Here is a 20,840-nt window from a genome sequence, read left to right on the forward strand (position 1 = left end):
TTATGTCTTTATCCCCATGCCGCAGAGCCTCACAAAACCCACGCCCGCCGATCAGCGCAACGCTTGGTTCATTGACGAACTCACCAAGGTGAGTCGCAAGATCCGCACGTTGTTCGACGCTCGTGTGCGAGCGCAGGATCTGACCTTGTCGCGTGCGCGTGTCCTTTTGCGGCTGAGCGAGGGGGACGGCCAGACCCAGAGCCAGCTCGCCTGCAAGCTGGAGGTTGAGCAGCCCTCCATGGTGGGCATACTCGATGGTCTGGAAAAGTTGGGCTACATCCGCCGCGAGGCGCAGGAGAGCGACCGGCGCGTCAAGAACGTCTATCTCACGGATACCGCGCGGATGAAGGCGCGCGGGCTGACCGATTTCTCCCGTCGGTTGCGGGAAGACATGCTTGAAGGCATTTCTCCTGCCGATCTGGAAACGGCGACGCGCGTGCTGCGTGTCATCATGCAGAACATCGACTCTGGCAAGTTGGACGGCTGATCATGAACGATCTCGCCATCATAAAACGCGCCCCGCCCGAGGAGGTGGAGGGAACGGCAGAACCGGAAGCCGCTCCACGAGAGCCGGTCGCAGGCGGCACCAGTGCCGAGACCGCGCCACCGTCTTCCGGGGAAGTTGCGCAAACCTCCCCCGATGCACCGCAGCAACCGGCGCGCCCTCCCTTCGTTCCGAAGCCGCCGCATCTCGTTGCGGCGTATATGCTCGCCTCGACGCTTCTTTCTCTCACCCAGAGCTTCGGCATGAACCTCGTCTCGGCCAACATCCCGCAGATCGCGGGCGACCTGTCGGCCACGCAGACGGAAGCCACATGGCTGATGGCCGCCTATATGGCGCCGAACGTCTCTCTCGCCCTGGCCCTCATCAAGATCAGGAACCAGTTCGGGCTGAGGAACTTTGCCGAAATCTCCATTCTGGGTTTCGTCGTTGCAGCGTTGCTGAATTTCCTGATCTCCGACCTGCATTCCGCGCTTGTTGTCCGCTTCATGAGTGGGATGGCCGCCTCTCCGATGTCGAGCCTCGCCTTCCTGTACATGCTGGAGCCGATGCCGCCTGAGAAGAAGTTGAGCGTCGGTCTATCGCTTGCGCTCACCAACATCACGCTCGGCGCTCCCATCGCGCGTATCGTGTCGCCTTACCTCATCGAACTCTGGGGCGGGTGGCATGCGCTGACCGTGCTGGAACTTGCGCTCGCCATCGCGGCGCTGGGTCTGGTGTACAAGCTGCCGCTCGGCTCCATGCCACGGGCAAATGTGATCAGCCGCGGTGACGTGGTCAGCTATCTGCTGATCGCCGTCGGCTTCGGCTGCGTAGCTGTCGTGCTGGTCACAGGCCGGCTCTACTGGTGGTTGGAAGCGCCATGGATCGGGTGGCTTCTGGTTCTCTCCGCCTTCTGTCTGACAACCGCCGCGGTGATCGAGCTGAACCGAAAGTTGCCCCTGGTGGATATTCGCTGGCTTACCAGCCCCGCCATCGTCCACTTCGCCTGTGCGCTGTTTCTGTTCCGTATCGTGCTGGCCGAACAAAGCTCGGGCGTGCCTCAGTTCTTCATCGCGCTGGGCCTGTCCAATACGCAGATGCAGTTGATGTATGTCGTCATTCTTCTGGGATCCCTGCTGGGCGGGCTGACTTCGGCGGCTGTCCTGAAGCCCGGGCGGGAGGAGATGATGCACGTCGTGGCCCTCATCCTGATCGCCACCGGCTCCCTGATGGACAGTCACACGACAAGCCTGACCCGGCCCGAACAGCTGATGTTGAGCCAGGCGTTGATTGGCTATGCCACTGCTCTGTTCCTGCCGCCCGCGATGGCGAGCGGTCTGATGTCCGCGCTGAAGAAGGGGCCGAACTATCTCCTGAGCTTCATCATCGTCTTTCTCATGACCCAGAGTGTCGGTGGTCTGCTTGGCTCCGCCATTTTCGGGACACTGGTAACGATCAGGACGAACCTGCACACGCTCCGCCTGTCGGAGCTGATGTCTCCTTCCGATCCCCTGGTCGCCCAGCGGATCCAGCAGTACGGCAACAGCTACGCCAACGTCATCCCCGACAGCCTGCAACGGCAGGTGGAGGGGACGCGGCTCCTCTCCACCGTCATCAAGCGGGAGGCGACTGTGCTGGCCTACAACGACGTGTTTCTCATCGTGGGGATCATCGCGCTGATCGCACTGGGGCTTCTGCTGGGGCACATGGCGTTGAATGCGTGGCTGAGGCGGCGGGCGGTCGCGACGGCGCCTCCCGGCGGGGCGCTGCCGAACTGACGCCCCTCGCTGACCCTGCTATCCGAGTATCCTACCATGCCACATGAAATCATTCGTTCCCGCGCTACCCATATCGCTCTTGTCACCGGTATCGCTGCCATCGGGCTGGTGCTCTATGCATGGCAGTTGCCGCCCTTCACCACCGCCATAGAAACGACGGAGAATGCCTATACCCGCGCGAAGGTGACGTTTCTTGCGCCGCAGATCGCAGGCCATGTGGCCGAGGTGTTCGTGCATGACTTCGACACCGTGAAGGCGGGCCAGCCGCTTGTGAAGATCGACGACCGCATCTTCCGCCAGAAGGTAGCGCAAGCGGAGGCGGCGCTTGCTTCCTCCCGCGCGAGCCTTGCCTCCAACGCGCAGGACCGCGTCGTGGCAGAAGCGAGCGTCCACGCCGCGGAGGCCACGCTGGAGGGTGCGAAAGCCTCGGTGAAGGTTGCCACTGCGAACTGGGAGCGGATCACTCCGCTGCTGGGCAAGGGGGTCGCCACGCAGGCGGACGGCGATACAACCCGCGCCGCTCTGGATCAGGCTATCGCCAATCAGCATCAAGCTGAGGCCGCCTTAGAGACCGCCAGACAGAAGGTGCAGTCCACCATCGTCGGGCGTCAGGCTCTGGAGGCCGCTGTCACGGGGTCGGAGGCTGCGGTGGAACTGGCCCGTATCGACCTTGATAATACCGAAATTCGCGCACCGCAGGACGGCCGTGTGGGCGAGGTGGGTGCGCGGCCGGGGCAGTATGTGTCGGCGGGAACGCAACTCATGCCGCTGGTGCCGGAGGCGCTTTGGGTCATCGCGAACATGAAGGAGACGCAGCTCGCCGAAATGCGGGTGGGGCAGCCCGCGCGGATCACGGTGGATGCCATGAACCACGCGGAACTGACCGGCCGTGTCACGGGTTTTGCGCCCGCAACCGGCAATGAGTTCAGTCTTCTCAAGACCGATAACGCCACGGGTAACTTCACCAAGGTGGCCCAGCGTCTTCCCGTGAGGATCGAACTCGATCCCGCGCAGCCGCTGGTGCGGAACCTCGTGCCCGGCCTGTCCGTCGTGGTGAGCGTGGATACCAGTGTTACCCCTCATGAGGGCTCCGCCACCGCACCCACGCAGGTATCGGATCTCGGTGCCGAGGCTACGCCCGGCACGGGTATCGGCGGTCCTCGATTCTAGGTGGCGCTAGGAAATGCGTTCCAGGACTGCTCTGAGGCCGGGATCTTTCCCTGAATTATCCGAAAATCGCCTGAGAAGCAGCGATTTCCCGCTCTCGACCGGACCGATTTTCGGGCTTTCAACGGGAGCCCGGGCCAATGCTCCGCCCGTTCAGCGACCTTTCAGGAGCGCGCCTCACCAATCAGCCAGTCGCGAAAGGCCGCGAACACCGGGTTGGCGGCGCTTCTGTCAGGGTAGAGGATGGCGTAGGGGCTTGCTACCCGCAGCCTGCGTTCGGAGGCGAGCAGCAGCCTGCCGCGGCGAAGCTCCTCCTCTGCCACCACCTCGGGCACCAGCGCAACGCCAAGGCCGGCAACTGCCGCGGTGACCAGCATGCCGAAATGCTCGAACCGCGCGCCCCGCAGGATCGGCCGAGCATCCAGCCCGGCATCGCGGAACCAGTCCAGCCAGAGCGTCGGCCGCGTGGATTGCTGAAGAAGCGGCAGGCGGGCGAGGGCCAGGTCCGGCAACGGTCCTGCCACGACGGCGGGACTGGCAACGACGACAAGCTGTTCCTCCATCAGCTCCGCCACATGCGCATCCGGCGGGCGATGCTCTGCCCGCTGGATCGCCGCATCGAACGGATCGTCGGTGAAATCGACCGGCGACAGGCGCGAGGTGATGTCGAAGGTCACATCCGGCCTGAGCACTCGGAACGCCGCTAACCGTGGCACCAGCCACGCCGAGCCAAAGGAGGGCAGCACCGCCAGCCGGATCACGTCGCCATGACCGCCGAACGCCATGACAGTAACGGCGGCCTGATTGAGCTCCGCCAGCAGCCGCTCCGCATCGGGCAGAAACACCCGCCCCGCATCGGCAAGCACGAGTCGCCCCTTCACCCGGTGAAACAGCCGCACGCCCAGCCGATCCTCCAGCGTGTTGAGAGAGCGGCTGACGGCGCTCTGCGTCAGGTTCAGTTCCTCCGCCGCGCGGGTCGTGGCGCCGGTGCGCGCACAGGCGGAGAAGGTGGCAAGCTCCTGGATGGAAGGTAGGTAGGATTGTCGCATGATATGAGAAAAACTCATCGGGATGCCAGAAAACATCGTTAGCATCCTTCACGCGGGAGGAGTAGATCCTGCGGCAAGCAGAGGAGACCCGCCATGAACGACATGCAAAAGCCCAAGCTCAAGGCCAAGGACGCACCGGACCTGACCGCCTTTACCTGGGACGACCCCTTCCGGCTGGAGACGCAGCTGACGGAAGAGGAGCGGATGCTGCGCGATGCGGCCCATGCCTTCGCGCAGGACCGGCTGATGCCGCGCGTCCAGAAAGCCTTCGCCGAGGAGCATACCGACCCTGCCATCTTCCGCGAGATGGGAGAGGCGGGCCTGCTCGGCGTGACGATCCCCGAGGAATACGGCGGGCTTGGTGCGGGGTATGTCTCCTACGGACTGGTCGCGCGTGAGGTGGAGCGCGTGGATTCGGGCTACCGCTCCATGATGTCGGTGCAGTCGTCGCTGGTGATGTATCCGATCTATGCCTACGGGTCGGAGGAACAGCGCAAGAAATACCTGCCGAAGCTTTCCTCCGGCGAGTGGATCGGTTGCTTCGGCTTGACAGAGCCGGACGCGGGTTCCGATCCTGGCGGCATGAAGACGCGGGCGATCAAGACCGAGAGCGGCTATCGCCTGATCGGCTCGAAGATGTGGATCTCCAACTCCCCCATCGCCGATGTGTTCGTCGTCTGGGCGAAGTCGGAGGCCCATGGCGGCAAGATCCGCGGCTTCGTGCTGGAAAAGGGCATGAAGGGCCTGTCGGCTCCGAAAATTCAGGGCAAGCTGTCGCTCCGCGCCTCCATCACCGGCGAGATCGTGATGGATAACGTGGAAGTCGGTGAAGACGCGCTGCTACCGAATGTCGAAGGGCTGAAGGGTCCGTTCGGCTGCCTCAACCGCGCGCGGTACGGCATCTCCTGGGGGGCGCTGGGGGCTGCCGAGTTCTGCTGGCATGCGGCGCGTCAATATGGCCTCGACCGCAAGCAGTTCGGCAAACCACTCGCGCAGACCCAGCTCTTCCAGTTGAAGCTCGCCAACATGATGACGGAAATCGCTCTGGGGCTTCAGGCCTCGCTCCGTGTCGGCCGCCTGATGGACGAGGCACAGGCCGCGCCGGAGATGATCTCCATCATCAAGCGCAACAATTGTGGCAAGGCGTTGGACATCGCGCGGATGGCCCGCGACATGCACGGCGGCAACGGCATCTCCGAGGAGTTCCACGTCATCCGTCACATGGTGAACCTCGAGACGGTGAACACCTATGAGGGCACGCATGACGTGCACGCGCTGATCCTCGGCCGGGCACAGACGGGCCTTCAGGCGTTCTTCTGATGGGGGCGCCGCTCGAAGGACTGAAGGTCGTCGAGCTTGCACGCATTCTGGCCGGCCCATGGGCCGGCCAAGTGCTGGCCGATCTCGGCGCCGAAGTGGTGAAGGTGGAAGCGCCGGAGGGTGACGACACGCGCCGCTGGGGCCCGCCCTTCCTCGACCGGGAGACGCCGGACGGCGGGTCGGAACGGTCCGCCGCCTATTTCCACGCCTGCAACCGGGGCAAGCGCTCCGTGATCGCGGATTTCCGCAATCCTGAGGATCTGGATTTCGTCCGACGCCTGATCGCAGAGGCGGATGTGGTCATCGAGAACTTCAAGGTGGGCGGCCTTGCGAAATACGGGCTGGATTACGCAAGCCTCGCCGCACTCAATCCGCGGCTGATCTACGCCTCCATCACCGGTTTCGGACAGACCGGGCCCTACCGCAATCGCGCGGGCTACGACTTCATGATTCAGGGGATGGCCGGGATCATGGACCTGACCGGCGATCCGGCGGGCGAGCCGCAGAAGATCGGTGTTGCCTTCGCCGATATCTTTACCGGGCTTTATGCAGTGATCGGCATTCAGGCCGCGCTGACGGAGCGGGAGAAGACGGGGCGGGGACAGCACGTGGACCTCGCGCTTTTCGATTGCCTCACCGGGGTGCTGGCCAACCAGGCGATGAACTACTTCGTCTCGGGTGTCGCGCCGCACCGGATGGGCAATGCGCACCCCAACATCACGCCCTATGCGACCTATCCCGTGGCGGATGGCTGGTTCATTCTTGCCGTCGGCAATGATGGGCAATTCCGGCGCTTCTGCGATGTGATCGGGCGTTCCGACTTGGGCGCAGACCCCGCCTATGCGACGAATGCCCTCCGGCTGGAGCGGCGGGCGGAGCTGACGGAGGCGATTTCCGCAGCGACGCGGAAATGGCTGCGGGACGACCTGCTGGCCGCGCTGGAAACCGCGACAGTGCCCGCGGGGCCGATCAACACGCTGGCGGATGTCTTCGCCGATCCGCAGGTCGCGGCGCGTGGCATGAGGATCGAGGCGGAAGGTCTACCCGGCCTTCGGACCCCGATCACCTTTTCGTCCAGTGAACTGGCACTCGACCGGGCGTCACCGCTCCTTGGGGCGGATGATGCGGCAATCCGTACGCGCCTGTCCGAGGGTGCCGAAAGCTGACACCGGGCGCGGGGGACGCCCCCCGCGACCCCCGACGTTACCGTTCCGCAACCTGCCAGCTCTCCCCGGCAGCGGATCGGGGGATCCGGGGGGGCGCTGCCCACCGGACAGGGGGTGCGGGGGAGCGTGCTCCCCCGCTTTCTCCGTCAACTGCCGCGGCGAAGGGCGGCGACACCGGTCCGGGCGAGTTCGATCAGCCCCAGCGGGCGCATCAGGTCGGCAAAGGCATCCACCTTCTCCGGCGTGCCAGTGATCTCGAAGACAAAGCTTTCCAGCGTCGAATCCACCACCTTCGCGCGGAAGATGTCGGCCAGCCGCAGAGCTTCCACCCGCTTCTCCCCGGTGTTCTTCACCTTGATGAGCGCAAGTTCCCGCTCCACCGCGGCACCTTCCACGGTCAGGTCATGCACCTCGTGCACCGGGACGATGCGGCCGAGCTGTGCCTTGATCTGCTCAATGACCTGGGGTGTACCGGTGGTGACGATGGTGATCCGGCTCAGGTGGCCGGTGTGGTCCGTCTCCGCCACGGTCAGGCTGTCGATATTGTACCCCCGCCCGGAAAACAGCCCCACGACCCGCGCGAGAACACCGGATTCGTTATCCACCAGAACCGTCAGCGTGTGCCGCTCGCTCACATCCGCATTGGGGTCGCGAAGATCGTAGGCAGAATGCCCGGAGGAGCCCTGCATGAGATTCAGCGCCATGATCGTTCTCCTCAGACCAGAACCGCGCCCTGGGCGCCGATCGCATTCGCCGGGTCGGCATCGCCGAGCAGCATTTCATTGTGCGGCTTGCCCGACGGGATCATCGGGAAGCAGTTCTCATGCTTCTCGACCATGCAGTCGAAGATCACCGGCCCGTCATACGCGATCATCTCGCGGATCGCATCGTCCAGATCGGCGGGATCGCTGCACAGAATGCCCTTCGCCCCGAAGGCTTCGGCCAGCTTGACGAAATCGGGCAGCGATTCGGACCAGGAGTGCGAATACCGCTCGCCATGCAGAAGCTGCTGCCACTGCCGCACCATGCCCAGCCGCTCGTTGTTCAGGATGAACTGCTTGACCGGCAGGCGGAACTGCATGGCCGTGCCCATCTCCTGCATGTTCATCAGCCACGATGCCTCGCCCGCGACGTTGACGACGAGCGCATCGGGATGGGCCATCTGCACGCCGATGGAGGCAGGGAAACCGTATCCCATAGTGCCCAGCCCGCCGGAAGTCATCCAGCGGTTCGGCTCGTTGAAATGCAGGAACTGCGCCGCCCACATCTGGTGCTGGCCGACTTCCGTGGTGATGTAGCGGTCCATTCCGCGGGTCAGCGCTTCCAGCCGTTCGAGTGCATACTGCGGTTTGATCGTCGTCTCCGAGCCGCGGTAGGCGAGGCAGTTGACCGACTTCCACTCCGCGATCTGACGCCACCAGCCGGCCAGACCCTCACGGTTCACCTTCGATCCCCGTTCCTTCCAGATGCGGAGAATATCGAACAGCACCGAACCCACATCGCCGACGATGGGCAGGTCCACTCGGACCGTCTTGTTGATGGAGGAAGGGTCGATATCCACATGCGCCTTGATCGAGCCGGGAGAGAAATCGGCCAGCCGCCCCGTGATCCGGTCGTCGAAGCGCGCTCCCAGATTGATCATCAGGTCGCAACCATGCATGGCAAGGTTGGCCTCGTAGAGGCCGTGCATGCCGAGCATGCCGAGCCAGCCCTTGCCGGACGCGGGATAGGCTCCGAGCCCCATCAGGGTCGATGTCACGGGAAAACCGGTCGCATCGGCGAATTCGCGCAGCAGGCGGCTCGCCTCCCGGCCGGAATTGATGACCCCGCCACCGGTATAGAGAATCGGACGCTCCGCCGTTTCGATCATCTCGACCAGACGCAGGATCTGCGTGGCGTCGCCGCGGACCTGCGGCTTGTAGGGGTCGCTGTCCTTGGGTTTCGGTCGGCGATAGGCGCCGGTGGCGAACTGTACATCCTTCGGGATGTCGACCAGCACCGGTCCCGGGCGGCCGGTGGTGGCGACGTGAAAGGCGCGGTGCAACGTTTCCGCCAGCTTGTCCGTATCCTTGACCAGCCAATTATGCTTGGTGCAGGGGCGGGTGATGCCGACGGTATCGGCTTCCTGGAAGCCGTCGGTCCCGATCATGAAGGTCGGCACCTGACCGGACATCACCACGATCGGAATGGAATCGAGCAGCGCATCCGTCAGCCCGGTAACGGCATTGGTGGCGCCAGGGCCGGAAGTGACCAGCACCACGCCCGGCTTGCCGGTGGACCGGGCATAGCCTTCCGCGGCATGCACCGCCGCCTGCTCGTGCCGGACGAGGACATGGCGGATCTGGTTTTGCTGGAATAGTTCGTCATAGATCGGCAGCACCGCGCCGCCCGGGTAGCCGAAGATCACCTCGACCCCTTGATCGCGCAATGCCTGCACGATGATCTTCGCGCCGGTCAGCGCCTCACCGTTCGCGGGGCCTCGGGCGTAGCGTGCGCCCTCCATCTGGCCGGGTTTCTCCGCTGTCATCTTAGCTCCTCCGCCGTTTCGTCTCGGCAAATGAAAAAGCCCCCGGAGTGAAACTCGGGGGGCGCATGGGAAGGAAATATGGCTTCCTTAACGGACCATGCGCCAACTTCCTACGATTACGATAAGACCGCTCATGTCTCGCCCCCTCGGATGGCGTCCTCATCGCATGGGTGGACAGCATCGTCAACCCAAAAGCGCAACGATCTGTCGGTGGGATGTAGTGGTCTTTTCACAAGTTGCGCATCCGCTGTGGGGCTGGCTTTCGTGAGCGGCAAGGCTACCCTGCACTCGGCAACATGACGGAGGCATCGATGGCGCTCGAAGACGCGAAGACCGAAGTGGACACGGCGATCACACGCAAGGATGCGCGGGGCCTTTCCTATGAAAATGCCTTTGGTGGCGCGACCTCCTTCCTGCGACGGCGCTATACGAAGGATCTGGCGGGATACGATCTGGCCGTTACCGGCGTGCCCTTCGATCAGGCCGTTACCCATCGCCCCGGCACGCGCTTCGGTCCGCGCGCGATCCGCGAGGCGTCCACGCTCCAGGCCTTTGACCCGCCCTATGGCTGGGGGTTCGATCCGCTGTCGGATTTCTCCATCGCCGATTATGGCGATCTGGCCTTCGACTACGCCCGTCCGGCGGACTTTCCCGAGACGCTGGCCGCCCATATCCGCGGCATCCACGATCAGGGGGCCGCGGTGATCGCGCTCGGCGGCGATCATTCGATCAGCCACCCGATTCTGCGCGCCCATGCGGAGCGGTTCGGGCCGCTCGCGCTTGTCCATTTCGATGCACATTCCGATACATGGGCCGATGACGATACGGGCCGTGTCGATCACGGCACGATGTTCTACAAGGCGGTGAAGGAGGGGGTGATAGATGTCGCGCATTCAGTGCAGGTCGGCATCCGTACGACAAATACCGATACTCTCGGCCTCCATATCATCGACGCGTTCGATGTGCATGAGACGAGCCCCCGCGCCGTGGCGGAGAAGGTCCGCAGCATCGTGGATGATCGCCCGGTCTATGTCAGCTTCGATATCGACTGCCTCGATCCCGCCTTCGCGCCAGGAACCGGGACGCCGGTCTGGGGCGGCCTGACTTCGGCGCAGGCGGCGATCATCCTGCGGCGGCTTGCGGGCATCAACATGGTTGGCGGCGACGTGGTCGAAGTGTCGCCGCCCTATGACACGGCGGGAATCACGGCGGTGGCCGGAGCGCATGTCGCGACGGAGCTGATCTGCCTCTGGGCCTGGCCTCGCCGCCGCTAGTCAGCCGCGAAGCAGGGCCATGAAGGCCGGCCATGCCTCCGGGTCCGCCACCGTCTTGTCGCGGCAGAAGGCGTTGCAGAAGCCGAAGACGCGTCCTTCAGCCCTCAGGAAATGCGTGACGGGACGACCGGAATACGGGCAGGCCTCGTTCTCTGCGGGACCCTGACTGACCGCCTCCGCAGGGATCGGCGCGGGGCCGGGCCATGGGCGGCGGGGATAGTCGCGGCGATAGACCTCCTGATCGGGGAAATCGACCAGCGACATCGCGCGCCAGCGGCGGAAGGAGGGGTGGGAGAGATGCGCCTGCATATAGGCCAGCGCTTCCGGTCCCACGGGAAGGTTGTAGCTGGCGATACGTGCCGCAATCGGCGCATAGAAGGCATCAGCTGCCGAATAGGCACCGCAGAGCCACGGGCCCTTGCTTTCCGTTTCCGCGCGCGCGTCCGACCAGATGGTTTCGATCCGGGCGAGGTCGGCCAGCACGGCCTCTGGCGGGTTGCTGTCCGTATAGGAGGCCCGTAGGTTCATGGTGGAATGATCGCGGAGGGGCGCGAAACCCGAGTGCATCTCCGCCACCAGCCGCCGCGCCACGGCGCGAGCGGCAGGCCCGGCGGGCCAGATCCCGGCACCCGGCTCCCGTGAGGCCAGTTCCTCGGCAACAGCAATGGTATCTGAGATGACGGTTCCCTCTGCAGTGCGGATCACCGGAACCGTGCGTGCAGGAGGGAAGGCGGCAATGGCGGCGGCGAAATCCGGGCTGTACATCCGAACCGCCTTGACCTTCACCGGAATGCCGAACGCGTCGAACAGCAGCCATCCCCGCAGCGACCAGCTTGAATAGGCCCGATCTCCGATCAACAGATCATACATCGCAATCTCCCTTCCTACCGCTTCAGGTAGCAGGACGGCGATCAATCATGGAAATGGATATTTGTAGGATGATACATCAAGATTTGTGATCGAATCTGCGATTGGCGTACAGACAGCGGCGCTGACCCTCGACAATATCGATGCGGGAGAGGGACAGTGGCGCGACGGGTTGACTGAACGCCTCGGCCGCCGTCTTGCCGTTCGCGCGCTGAAGTTCCGAGAGGATCACTCCGAAATGCGCGACGCAGATGATGTCGCGGCCCGGATAGAGAAGGGCGAGCCTGTCCACCGCATCCGCCGTGCGCCGGCACAGCGTGTTCCAGCTCTCTCCACCGGGGGGTGCGATGTCGCCCGGTTGCTCCCAATAGCGACGGGCGAGCGTACCGTCACGCTCGGACACCTCGTCCGCCGTCAGTTGTTCCCACTCTCCAAAGCCGATTTCCCGCAGGTCGGCTTCATGTGGAAGGCGTGTGCCGGGGATCAGGTCCGCCGTCGCTACAGCCCGGCTAAGATCGGAAGAAAGGACAATGGCGTGCTCCGGCAGCGCGGCAAGCAGACGCTCGATGGTTCCGCTGTCGCTGAGATCAGCGGGCAGGTCCGTCCAGCCGACCATCCCCCTTGCATGGGTGGGCCCGTGGCGTATCCACCACCAGCGGCTCACGGAAGCTCTCCCTTAAGCACAAGGGGGAGGCCTGCCACGACGAGCACTGCCACATCCGCGAGCGCCGCGAGCCTTTGGTTCAGTTGGCCCTGTGCCGCGCGGAATGAGCGGGCGAGAGGGTGCATGGGCACGATGCCCAGCCCGGTTTCATTGGAGACGATCACAACACTCCCACGCGCCGCGACGAGCGCAGCCTCCAGCCGGGAAAACGCCGTGGGAAGGTCAGCCTCTTCCCCCGGCTCCGCCAGCATTTGACCCGAGAGCCAGAGCGTTGCGCAGTCGAGCAGGGCAACCTCGTTCTTGGCCAATGCGGCAAGCGTAGTCTCGGTTCTGCCCTCCACAACGCGCCACTCGGGTCCGCGGCGGCTCCTGTGGCGCTCCACGCGCTCCGCCATCTCCTCATCCTCGATACCGGCGGTTGCGATATAGCAAAGGCGCGCATGTGGTCCAGCCAGCCGCTTGACCAGTTCCTCTGCGAAAACCGACTTCCCTGAATCCGCGCCTCCCAAAATCAGAAAAAGTTTTTTTTGCATATGTCGTGAACTTTTTCCGGCCTGAGAAGTTTTTAGCCTGCGTAGCACGGAAACGCCGTAAGGCAAGAGCCCTGAGGGGCCACCCGGAAGGACAGGTGAACCATGCTGGAAATCAGAGAGAGCGGCCTTATGCGCCGCGCGATGACCGCAGAGATGCTTGACGCCGACACCGAACGCTCGCTCGCCGAAGCTTGGCGGGATCGCGGCGATGAGGCGGCGCTGCATCGCCTCGTTACAGCTTATCTGCGGCTGGCAATCTCGATGGCAATGAAATTCCGTCGTTATGGCGTCCCGATGGGCGATCTTTTGCAGGAATCCATCGTCGGTCTCATGAAGGCAGCCGAGAAGTTCGACCCTGATCGCGGCGTGCGCTTTTCCACCTACGCAGTGTGGTGGATCAAGGCCTCCATTCAGGATCACGTGATGCGGAACTGGTCGCTGGTCCGGACCGGATCCACGACGGTGCAGAAGTCGCTTTTCTTCAACCTCCACCGGGTCCGCGCCCGTCTGGAGCGGGAAGCCCGGCAGCGGGGTGAGGACCTTGCGGGGGACGAGCTTCTGCAGGCCGTGGCCGATGGGCTTGGCGTTTCCCTGCGCGATGTGACGGAGATGGAGCGTCGCATGTCCGGGCAGGATCAGTCGCTGAATGCGGTTCAGGGTGCGGAAGAAGGCCGGGAGTGGATCGACGCGCTGGAGGATGACACTCCGCGCGCGGAGGAGGTTTACGAAAACCGCCACGATACGCTGCGCCTGCGCAACTGGCTGATGACCGCCATGGGCGATCTTTCGGAGCGGGAACGGTATATCGTGCGGGAGCGGCGACTGCGCCCCCAGCCCCGTACGCTCGACAGCCTCGGCACGGAACTCGGGCTTTCCAAGGAGCGTGTGCGGCAGATCGAAACGGCTGCCTTCGCCCGGCTTCGCAAGAGCCTTGAAACCCGCAACCGGGAGGTGCACCACTTCTTCTCATGAAGTGGCTTGCTCCCGTAGTTCTTGCCCCCGTATTTTTCGCCGCCGCGGCTCCGGTCGCGGCGGACGCTGTTTCGCCCGCGCGGCTGGATGACCTGCCCTCGGCAGATGTTGTGTTGCTGGGAGAGGTGCATGACAATCCTCGCCATCACGAAAATCAGGCGCGTGCCGTTGCCGCGTTGAAGCCGAAGGCGCTTGTCTTTGAGATGCTGACCCCGGCGCAAGCTGATCGCATCTCGCCGGAGGCACGTCGGTCTTCGGACGCATTGGCGCTTACCACGGGGTGGGACACAAGCGGCTGGCCGGACATTTCGCTCTACTGGCCCATTTTTGCGGCTGCTCCGGCGGCGGCCATCCTTGGTGCGGGGGTGGCACGGGATGACATGGTGGGCCTGAAGGAAAAAGGCCCTGCAGCCCTGTTCGGGCCGGAGGCAAACCGGTTCGCTCTTGATCGGCCGCTCCCCGCAGAGGTGCAGCAGGCGGCGGAGGAGGATCAACGGCTGGCACATTGCGACCTGTTGCCGGATCACCTGCTTCCCATGATGGTTGATGCCCAACGGCTGAGGGATGCCGCGCTGGCGCGTGCGACACTGCGTGCGCTGGAGGACCATGGCCCGCCCGTGGTGGTGATCGCGGGATCGGGGCATGTGCGGGAAGGGGCTGTGCCGGCGATGCTGAGGACTGCGGTCCCTGATCTGCGCGTGATCTCCGTCGGTCAGGTGGAGGAGGGCGCGGCGGCGCAGCAACCCTTCGACCTGTGGATCGTCACGCCGCCGGAACCGCGCGACGATCCCTGTGCCGCGCTCCGCAAACCGTGATCGCGGCTTGCTCCTGCCGCATCGAACGGGGATAGATGAAACAGGACGGTGGAGGCGGGACGTGCTGGACGGCAAACATATCCTGATGATCATCGGTGGCGGCGTTGCCGCGACCAAGGCGCTCGACCTCATCCGGCGGTTGCGGGACCGGGGGGCGGAGGTGACGCCGGTCCTCACACCCGCTGCGGAGCATTTCGTGACGCCGCTCTCCGCCTCCGCTCTTGCCGCACGGAAGTGCTACCGAGATCTCTTTGACCTCACGGATGAGGCGGAGATGGGGCATATCCAGCTTTCCCGTGCCGCCGATCTGGTCGTTGTCTGTCCCGCGACCGCGGATCTGCTGGCCAAGATGGCAGCCGGGCTCGCCAATGATCTGGCCTCCACGCTGCTGCTCGCGACGGACAAGCAGGTGCTTGTCGTTCCCGCGATGAACGTGCGGATGTGGGAGCACCCCGCGACGCGCCGGAATGTGGAGCAGCTCCGCGCGGATGGCATCCTGTTCGCGGGCCCGGTGGACGGGCCCATGGCCTGCGGCGAGTACGGTCCCGGCAGGATGGTAGAAGTCCCGCAGATCGTGGCGACCGTCGCTTCGGTGTTCGACAGCGGGCCGCTCTCGGGCCGGCATGTACTTGTCACCTCTGGGCCAACCCACGAACCTATCGACCCGGTGCGCTATATAGCTAACCGATCCTCCGGCGCGCAGGGGACGGCGATTGCCGCCGCGCTCCGCGATATGGGGGCGCGGGTGACGTTCGTGACCGGTCCGGCCAGCGTGCCGCCGCCCTCCGGCGTCGCTGTCATCCGTGTGGAGACCGCGGAGGAGATGCTGGCCGCGGTTCAGGGTGCCCTGCCTGCCGATGCTGCGGTCTTTGCCGCTGCCGTGGCGGATTGGCAGGTGGCCAACCGGGGCGAGGCGAAGATCAAGAAGCAGGCGGATGGTAGTCTTCCTGCGCTCTCCTTCCGGGAGAACCCGGATATTCTGGCGACCGTGGGCCGCATGGGCGTGGGCCGTCCCCGGCTGGTGGTGGGTTTCGCGGCGGAGACGAACGACGTGATCGCCCATGCGACGGCGAAGCTTGCCCGGAAGGGGGCCGACTGGATCGTGGCCAATGATGTCAGTCCGGCGACCGGAATCATGGGCGGAACGGAGAATGCCGTGACCCTCATCAGTGCCGATGGGCAGGAACCCTGGCCGCGCCTTCCCAAGGAGGAGGTCGCGGCCCGTCTCGCCCGGCGGATCGCCGAAGCGCTCAAGTGACAGGAAGGATGAAGATGACCCCCGTGCTGCGTATTCTGTGGGAGGATTGGGCCGACCGCTCCATCCTGCTGCCCTCCTATGAGACCGCCGGGGCGGCAGGCGCTGATGTCCGCGCCAACCTGCAGCCGGAGGACAGGGAGACCGGGTTCATCATCGACCCCATGCGGCGGGTCATCATGCCGACCGGGTTTCGCGTGGAGATCCCCGAGGGGTTCGAGATGCAGATCCGTCCGCGCTCGGGGCTTGCCCTGAAGCACGGGATCACCCTTCCGAATACGCCGGGCACGATCGATTCCGATTATCGTGGCCCGCTTGGCGTGTTGTTGGTCAATCTTGGGCACGATCCCTACACGGTGCGTCACGGCGACCGGATCGCCCAGCTTGTCATCGCGCCGGTCGTTCAGGCCCGGTTCGAGCCTGCCGAGACACTCTCCGCCACCGCGCGGGGGGAGGGAGGCTTCGGCTCCACCGGTCGCGGTTGAGCGGTGCTGGTCGTTCTTCTCCTCGCGGCGGCGATCTGGGGTCTTGCCGCGGCCTTCGGTATCCGGCGGGAGATACATTGGCTGGCCATCGGCCTGCTCTACGTTGCGGTTCTGGCGTTGCTGGTTGTGCTGCCGGAGGGGGCGACGCTCCGGGGCTGGCTTGGATGGTCCGTCGGCGCGTGGCTCGTGCTGGGCGGGGCGGGTCTGGCGGTCTGGAGTTACGTGCGTTTGCTGGGCCGACTACGCATGCGGGCGCGATCCGCCGGAGTGCCGGGGGCTGAGATGCCCGCACCAAGGACGGGCGGGAGTTCCCCCCGGGGCGTGGCTGCCCTGAGTGAAGCGGATGTGGAGCGTTATTCCCGACACCTCATCCTGCGGGAGATTGGCGGCCAAGGCCAGAGGCGCTTGCGGAATGCGCATGTGCTCGTGGTGGGGGCGGGCGGTATAGGTTCTCCTGCGCTTCTTTATCTGGCGGGGGCGGGGGTCGGGCGGATCACGCTGGTGGACGACGACCGGGTGGACCTCTCCAATCTTCAGCGGCAGGTGATTCACCGAACGGAAGATATCGGCATGTCCAAGGTCGCCTCCGCCACCCGGGCACTCCATGCGCTCAATCCGGGCGTCGCGGTGACGCCGGTTGAGCGGCGTCTGGACGACACTCTTGCCGCGGAGCTGATCCCGGGCGTGGACCTCGTGCTCGACGGCAGTGACGGATTTGCCACGCGGGCGCTGGTGAACCGTGCGGCGGTGGCAGCGGGGGTGCCGCTCCTCTCAGCCTCGGTGGGTCAGTGGGAGGGTCAGATCTCGCTTTTCGATCCTGCGCGGGGGGCACCCTGTCTGGCCTGCCTCTTTCCGGTGGAACCAGCAGCCGGCCTTGCCCCCACCTGTGCGGAGGGCGGTGTCGCGGGGCCGCTTCCGGGCGTTCTGGGCACGATGATGGCGCTGGAGACGCTGAAGGAACTGACGGGCGCGGGCATCGGGCTCCGTGGGCGGCTTCTGCTGTACGACGGGCTGTACGGCGAGACGCGGATGATCGCCGTCCATCGCCGGCAGGATTGTCCGGTCTGCGGCGGCCTCTGAACGTTTCCGCGGTGGCCGGACGTCGCGTTTCAGCGCCCCGGCGTTGCCATTCCCGCGTTTCCGTTCGCCGGGGGTGGAAAGCCTCTCCCAGCCGGCTTAGCTTCCCCTTGTAAAGGAGAGCCCAGATGACCAATCCTCTGCTTGAACCCTGGACCGCGCCCTTTGGCCTGCCGCCCTTCGACCGTATCTCGGATGATGACTTCGCCGCGGCCTTCGATGCCGCTCTGGCAGAGGCACGGGCCAATATCTCGGCCATCGCCGCCGATCCCGCAGCGCCCGCCTTTGACAATACGATCGAGGCACTGGAACTGGCCGAGCAGCGGCTCGACCGGGTGGCTGGGGTGTTCTACAATCTCGCTGGCTCCGACGCCAATCCCGCACGAGAGGCACTGCAGCGCGACCTCGCGCCGAAGATGGCCAAGTTCTCCTCCGAAGTCCTGATGAACCGCACGCTCTACGACAGGGTGCGCACCGTCTGGGAACAGCGCGAGCAGCTCACTCTCACGCCGGAGCAGCTGCGTGTTCTGGACCTTTACCATCAGATGTTCGTCCGTGCGGGCGCCGAGCTGGAAGGCGCGCCCGCCGACCGTTTCCGCGCCATCAAGGAGCGTCTGGCCTCTCTGGGCACCGACTTCGGTCAGAAGGTTCTGGCGGAGGAGCGCGACTGGTCCATGGATCTGGCGGAGGGCGATCTGGAGGGCCTGCCGGAGTTTCTGGTCGAAGGGCTGGCCGCCGCTGCCGCCGAGCGGGGCCGAGAGGGCTGGACCCTCACGCTCAACCGCTCGCTCATCGTGCCATTCCTCGAACTCTCCCCCCGTAGGGAACTCCGTCAGCGCGCCTACGAGGCCTGGACCGCGCGCGGCTCGAACGGCAATGCCAACGACACGCGCGCGCTTGTCGCCGAAACCCTGAAGCTTCGTCATGAGCGTGCGGAACTGCTGGGTTATCCTTCTTACGCCGCCTACAAGCTGGAACCCGAGATGGCGCATACGCCGGAGCGGGTGCAGGAATTGCTTTCCCGCGTGTGGACGCCCGCGCGCGCCAAGGCGGAAGCAGATGCCGAGGCCCTGACTCAACTGCTGCATGAAGACGGGGTGAACGGCCGGCTCGAACCCTGGGACTGGCGGTTCTACGCGGCCCGCCGGCGCAAGGCGGAGCACGATCTGGATGAGGCCGCGCTGAAGCCCTACCTGCAACTCGATCGGATGGTCGAGGCGGCGTTCGAGACGGCGGGGCGGCTTTTCGGCCTGAAGTTCGAGCCGCTCGACGTGCCGCTCTACCACCCCGACGCCCGCGCGTGGGATGTGACGCGCGACGGGAGGCATATGGCGGTGTTCATCGGCGACTATTTCGCCCGGCCCTCCAAACGCTCGGGCGCATGGTGTTCCGCCTTCCGCAGTCAGCGCAAGCTGGGAGGCGAGGTGCGGCCCATCGTCGTCAATGTCTGCAACTTCGCCAAGCCCGCCAAGGGGCAGCCCGCGCTGCTGTCCTATGATGACGCGCGCACGCTGTTCCACGAATTCGGCCATGCATTGCACCAGATGCTGTCTGATGTGACTTATGGCTTCGTCTCCGGTACGTCGGTCGCGCGGGATTTCGTAGAGCTACCGAGTCAGCTCTACGAACACTGGCTTGAGGTTCCGGAGGTGCTGGAGCGCCACGCCCGCCACTACCGCACAGGCGAGCCGATGCCCCGCGAGATGTTGGAACGTCTGCTGGCCGCGCAGAACTTCGATCAGGGCTTCGCAACCGTGGAGTATCTCGCCTCTGCGTTGGTCGATCTGGCATTTCACGAGGGTCCGCCCCCCGCCGATCCGATGGCGAAACAGGCCCAGGTTCTGGCGGAGATCGGCATGCCCCATGCGATCCGCATGCGCCACGCCACACCGCATTTCGGCCATGTCTTTGCTGGGGAAGGTTATGCTTCGGGCTACTACAGCTACATGTGGTCCGAAGTGATGGATGCTGATGCGTTCGATGCCTTCCGAGAGGCAGGCGATCCCTTCGACCCGGAAATCGCGCGACGGCTGGAGCAGAACATCCTGTCTGCCGGGGGAAGCCGTGATCCGGCAGAGGAATACACGGCCTTCCGGGGCAGGATGCCCGGCGTGGAGGCATTGCTCCGTGGACGAGGGCTGGACGACGCGGCCTAGCGGTCGCTGGGCCGCCGACGGGTCGGTTGATCGACGATATCGCCGACCATGCGGAGGAGCAGACGCGTCTCCTCCGCCACGGCGGCCTCGAAGGAGAATGCTTCCTGCGGAATAACGCCGGGGTCCTCCGCGCCGTCCTGAACGGTCTCACCGCGCGTCAGGCGATGGCGCAGATCGTCGAGCCTGTCGCGCGGCAGGTTGGCCATCAGATCGCGGAGCACCTTGCGGTGCGCAACAATCATGGCTTCGAGCCGTTCGGGGGTGAGGGACATGGCGCGCCTCCTGATCAAGTTGTGGAACAACGCGCTCTTCGTCGCGGCTGTTCCGCTCAGTCCGCGACGTCTTTGTGGATGATGACATCCGTCTGCGGATAGGCTTCGAGAATGCGTCGTTTGAGCGCCGCGCTGATCGCATGCGCATCCCGGAGCGGCTGATCGCCGTCCAGCTCGATGTGCAGGTTCACGAAGACGCGGCTGCCGCTCGTCCGGGTTTTCAGGTCATGGAAACCTTGCACGCCGGGCCAGTCGCGCGTGATCGCGGCGATGCCTTCGATCAGCACCGGGTCCGCGCGGCGGTCCATCAGGGCGTTCCACGCGTCCCGCCCGATCCTGATGGCCCCGAACGCCATGACCGCGGCGGCCGCAATTGCCACGATGCTGTCCACCTGACCAAGCCCATATCGGGCGGAGACCCACAACGACACGATGGCGCCTATGTTGGGGATGAGGTCGCCGACGTAATGCACCGAATCCGCTGCGACGACCTTGCTCCCCGTCCGCCGCACGACGCGCCGCTGCCAGGCCACGAGGCCGATGGTGAGCACTATGGAAACGACCATCACGACGATGCCGCCTTCCTGCCCAGACAGATCTTGCGACTTCGGTCCGAACAACCGCGCGAAGCCGTTCCATGCGATGACGGCGGCGGACATCAGGATGAAGGTAGACTGGCCGAGTGCGGTCAGATCCTCGACCGACGTGTGGCCGAAGGCGTGATCCTCGTCCGGCGGGCGCGCGGCATACAGGATCGCAGCCAGTCCCCCCAGCGAAACCAGCAGGTCGAGCGAACTGTCCGCGAGGCTCGCTGCGATGGAGAGCGATCGCGTCTCCACCACCGCCCAAAGCTTCAGCGCAACGAGGATGAGCGCCACAGAGACGGAAGCCAGCCCCGCTGAAAGATTTTCGCGCGTTGGGGGTCTGTCCATGTGGCACTCCAGAATAGGAGCACCTTTATAGGGTCAAGTCCCGCGGA

General features: G+C 64.8%; 20 protein-coding genes. 12 read left to right on the top strand and 8 right to left on the bottom strand.

All coding sequences use genetic code 11. From position 1 onward, the window contains the following. Positions 1–16: 16 nt before the first annotated feature. Genes CG51_RS08715 through CG51_RS08725 form a run of 3 tightly spaced genes read left to right on the top strand, consistent with a single transcriptional unit; the run spans position 17 to position 3,432 of the window. The gene (locus CG51_RS08715; RefSeq protein ID WP_035744025.1) at positions 17–487 is read left to right on the top strand and encodes a MarR family winged helix-turn-helix transcriptional regulator; all 471 of its coding nucleotides are present in this window, start codon (positions 17–19) and stop codon (positions 485–487) included. A gap of 2 nt (positions 488–489) precedes the next feature. Then, on the top strand, positions 490–2,262 hold the full coding sequence (locus tag CG51_RS08720) for an MFS transporter (protein WP_084695115.1): 1,773 nt from the start codon (positions 490–492) through the stop codon (positions 2,260–2,262). Between the two features lie 36 nt (positions 2,263–2,298). Then, positions 2,299–3,432, top strand: coding sequence for an HlyD family secretion protein (locus tag CG51_RS08725; RefSeq protein ID WP_051930298.1), 1,134 nt, complete (start codon positions 2,299–2,301; stop codon positions 3,430–3,432). Between the two features lie 161 nt (positions 3,433–3,593). Here CG51_RS08725 and CG51_RS08730 read toward each other — a convergent pair whose 3' ends face one another. Further along, positions 3,594–4,514 carry a LysR substrate-binding domain-containing protein gene (locus CG51_RS08730; RefSeq protein WP_244901195.1) on the bottom strand — a complete coding sequence of 307 codons (921 nt, stop codon included), beginning with the start codon at positions 4,512–4,514 and terminating at the stop codon, positions 3,594–3,596. Between the two features lie 66 nt (positions 4,515–4,580). On the opposite strand from CG51_RS08730, the gene CG51_RS08735 reads away from it, so the two are divergent. Next, positions 4,581–5,798 carry an acyl-CoA dehydrogenase gene (locus CG51_RS08735; protein WP_416171706.1) on the top strand — a complete coding sequence of 406 codons (1,218 nt, stop codon included), beginning with the start codon at positions 4,581–4,583 and terminating at the stop codon, positions 5,796–5,798. Then, the gene (locus tag CG51_RS08740) at positions 5,798–6,964 is read left to right on the top strand and encodes a CaiB/BaiF CoA transferase family protein (protein WP_035744027.1); all 1,167 of its coding nucleotides are present in this window, start codon (positions 5,798–5,800) and stop codon (positions 6,962–6,964) included. The genes CG51_RS08735 and CG51_RS08740 overlap by 1 nt, the downstream gene beginning before the upstream one ends. Before the next feature lie 146 nt (positions 6,965–7,110). Here CG51_RS08740 and ilvN read toward each other — a convergent pair whose 3' ends face one another. Continuing rightward, complete coding sequence (ilvN, locus tag CG51_RS08745) at positions 7,111–7,668, bottom strand: acetolactate synthase small subunit (RefSeq protein WP_084695116.1); 558 nt, start codon at positions 7,666–7,668, stop codon at positions 7,111–7,113. An 11-nt stretch (positions 7,669–7,679) separates the two neighbouring features. Then, on the bottom strand, positions 7,680–9,467 hold the full coding sequence (locus CG51_RS08750) for an acetolactate synthase 3 large subunit (RefSeq protein WP_051930322.1): 1,788 nt from the start codon (positions 9,465–9,467) through the stop codon (positions 7,680–7,682). A 335-nt stretch (positions 9,468–9,802) separates the two neighbouring features. Here CG51_RS08750 and speB point away from each other — a divergent pair, with 335 nt between their 5' ends. After that, positions 9,803–10,765 carry an agmatinase gene (gene speB / locus CG51_RS08755; RefSeq protein WP_035744030.1) on the top strand — a complete coding sequence of 321 codons (963 nt, stop codon included), beginning with the start codon at positions 9,803–9,805 and terminating at the stop codon, positions 10,763–10,765. Here the strand turns inward: speB and CG51_RS08760 are convergent, their stop codons facing one another. From CG51_RS08760 to cobU, 3 genes are all read right to left on the bottom strand, one after another. After that, positions 10,766–11,635, bottom strand: a complete 870-nt coding sequence (locus CG51_RS08760) for a glutathione S-transferase (protein ID WP_035744031.1) — start codon at positions 11,633–11,635, stop codon at positions 10,766–10,768. Positions 11,636–11,711: 76 nt separating this feature from the next. Beyond that, entirely contained in the window at positions 11,712–12,296 is a 585-nt protein-coding gene (locus CG51_RS08765) for a histidine phosphatase family protein (RefSeq protein ID WP_084695117.1), read from the bottom strand. After that, complete coding sequence (gene cobU, locus CG51_RS08770) at positions 12,293–12,829, bottom strand: bifunctional adenosylcobinamide kinase/adenosylcobinamide-phosphate guanylyltransferase (RefSeq protein ID WP_035744032.1); 537 nt, start codon at positions 12,827–12,829, stop codon at positions 12,293–12,295. Before cobU ends, CG51_RS08765 begins: the two co-directional genes overlap by 4 nt. Positions 12,830–12,931: 102 nt before the next feature. Here cobU and CG51_RS08775 point away from each other — a divergent pair, with 102 nt between their 5' ends. From CG51_RS08775 to CG51_RS08800, 6 genes are all read left to right on the top strand, one after another. Further along, positions 12,932–13,801 carry an RNA polymerase factor sigma-32 gene (locus CG51_RS08775; RefSeq protein ID WP_035744033.1) on the top strand — a complete coding sequence of 290 codons (870 nt, stop codon included), beginning with the start codon at positions 12,932–12,934 and terminating at the stop codon, positions 13,799–13,801. After that, positions 13,798–14,616, top strand: a complete 819-nt coding sequence (locus CG51_RS08780) for a ChaN family lipoprotein (RefSeq protein WP_035744035.1) — start codon at positions 13,798–13,800, stop codon at positions 14,614–14,616. Before CG51_RS08775 ends, CG51_RS08780 begins: the two co-directional genes overlap by 4 nt. Positions 14,617–14,677: 61 nt before the next feature. Further along, positions 14,678–15,874, top strand: a complete 1,197-nt coding sequence (gene coaBC, locus CG51_RS08785) for a bifunctional phosphopantothenoylcysteine decarboxylase/phosphopantothenate--cysteine ligase CoaBC (protein ID WP_035744036.1) — start codon at positions 14,678–14,680, stop codon at positions 15,872–15,874. 14 nt (positions 15,875–15,888) lie between these two features. Further along, positions 15,889–16,356 carry a dUTP diphosphatase gene (gene dut / locus CG51_RS08790; RefSeq protein ID WP_035744172.1) on the top strand — a complete coding sequence of 156 codons (468 nt, stop codon included), beginning with the start codon at positions 15,889–15,891 and terminating at the stop codon, positions 16,354–16,356. Between the two features lie 3 nt (positions 16,357–16,359). Then, positions 16,360–17,436: a HesA/MoeB/ThiF family protein gene (locus tag CG51_RS08795; protein WP_035744037.1), complete on the top strand. Its 1,077-nt coding sequence runs from the start codon at positions 16,360–16,362 to the stop codon at positions 17,434–17,436. Between the two features lie 125 nt (positions 17,437–17,561). Then, complete coding sequence (locus CG51_RS08800; RefSeq protein WP_035744038.1) at positions 17,562–19,589, top strand: M3 family metallopeptidase; 2,028 nt, start codon at positions 17,562–17,564, stop codon at positions 19,587–19,589. On the opposite strand, the gene CG51_RS08805 is transcribed toward CG51_RS08800, so the two are convergent. Both CG51_RS08805 and CG51_RS08810 read right to left on the bottom strand, forming a co-directional pair. Further along, positions 19,586–19,861: a hypothetical protein gene (locus tag CG51_RS08805; RefSeq protein ID WP_035744040.1), complete on the bottom strand. Its 276-nt coding sequence runs from the start codon at positions 19,859–19,861 to the stop codon at positions 19,586–19,588. The genes CG51_RS08800 and CG51_RS08805 overlap by 4 nt on opposite strands. 56 nt (positions 19,862–19,917) lie before the next feature. Then, positions 19,918–20,793, bottom strand: coding sequence for a cation diffusion facilitator family transporter (locus CG51_RS08810; protein ID WP_035744042.1), 876 nt, complete (start codon positions 20,791–20,793; stop codon positions 19,918–19,920). Positions 20,794–20,840 lie beyond the last annotated feature (47 nt).

It is taken from the genome of Haematobacter missouriensis, assembly GCF_000740775.1.
Lineage (GTDB): Bacteria > Pseudomonadota > Alphaproteobacteria > Rhodobacterales > Rhodobacteraceae > Haematobacter > Haematobacter missouriensis.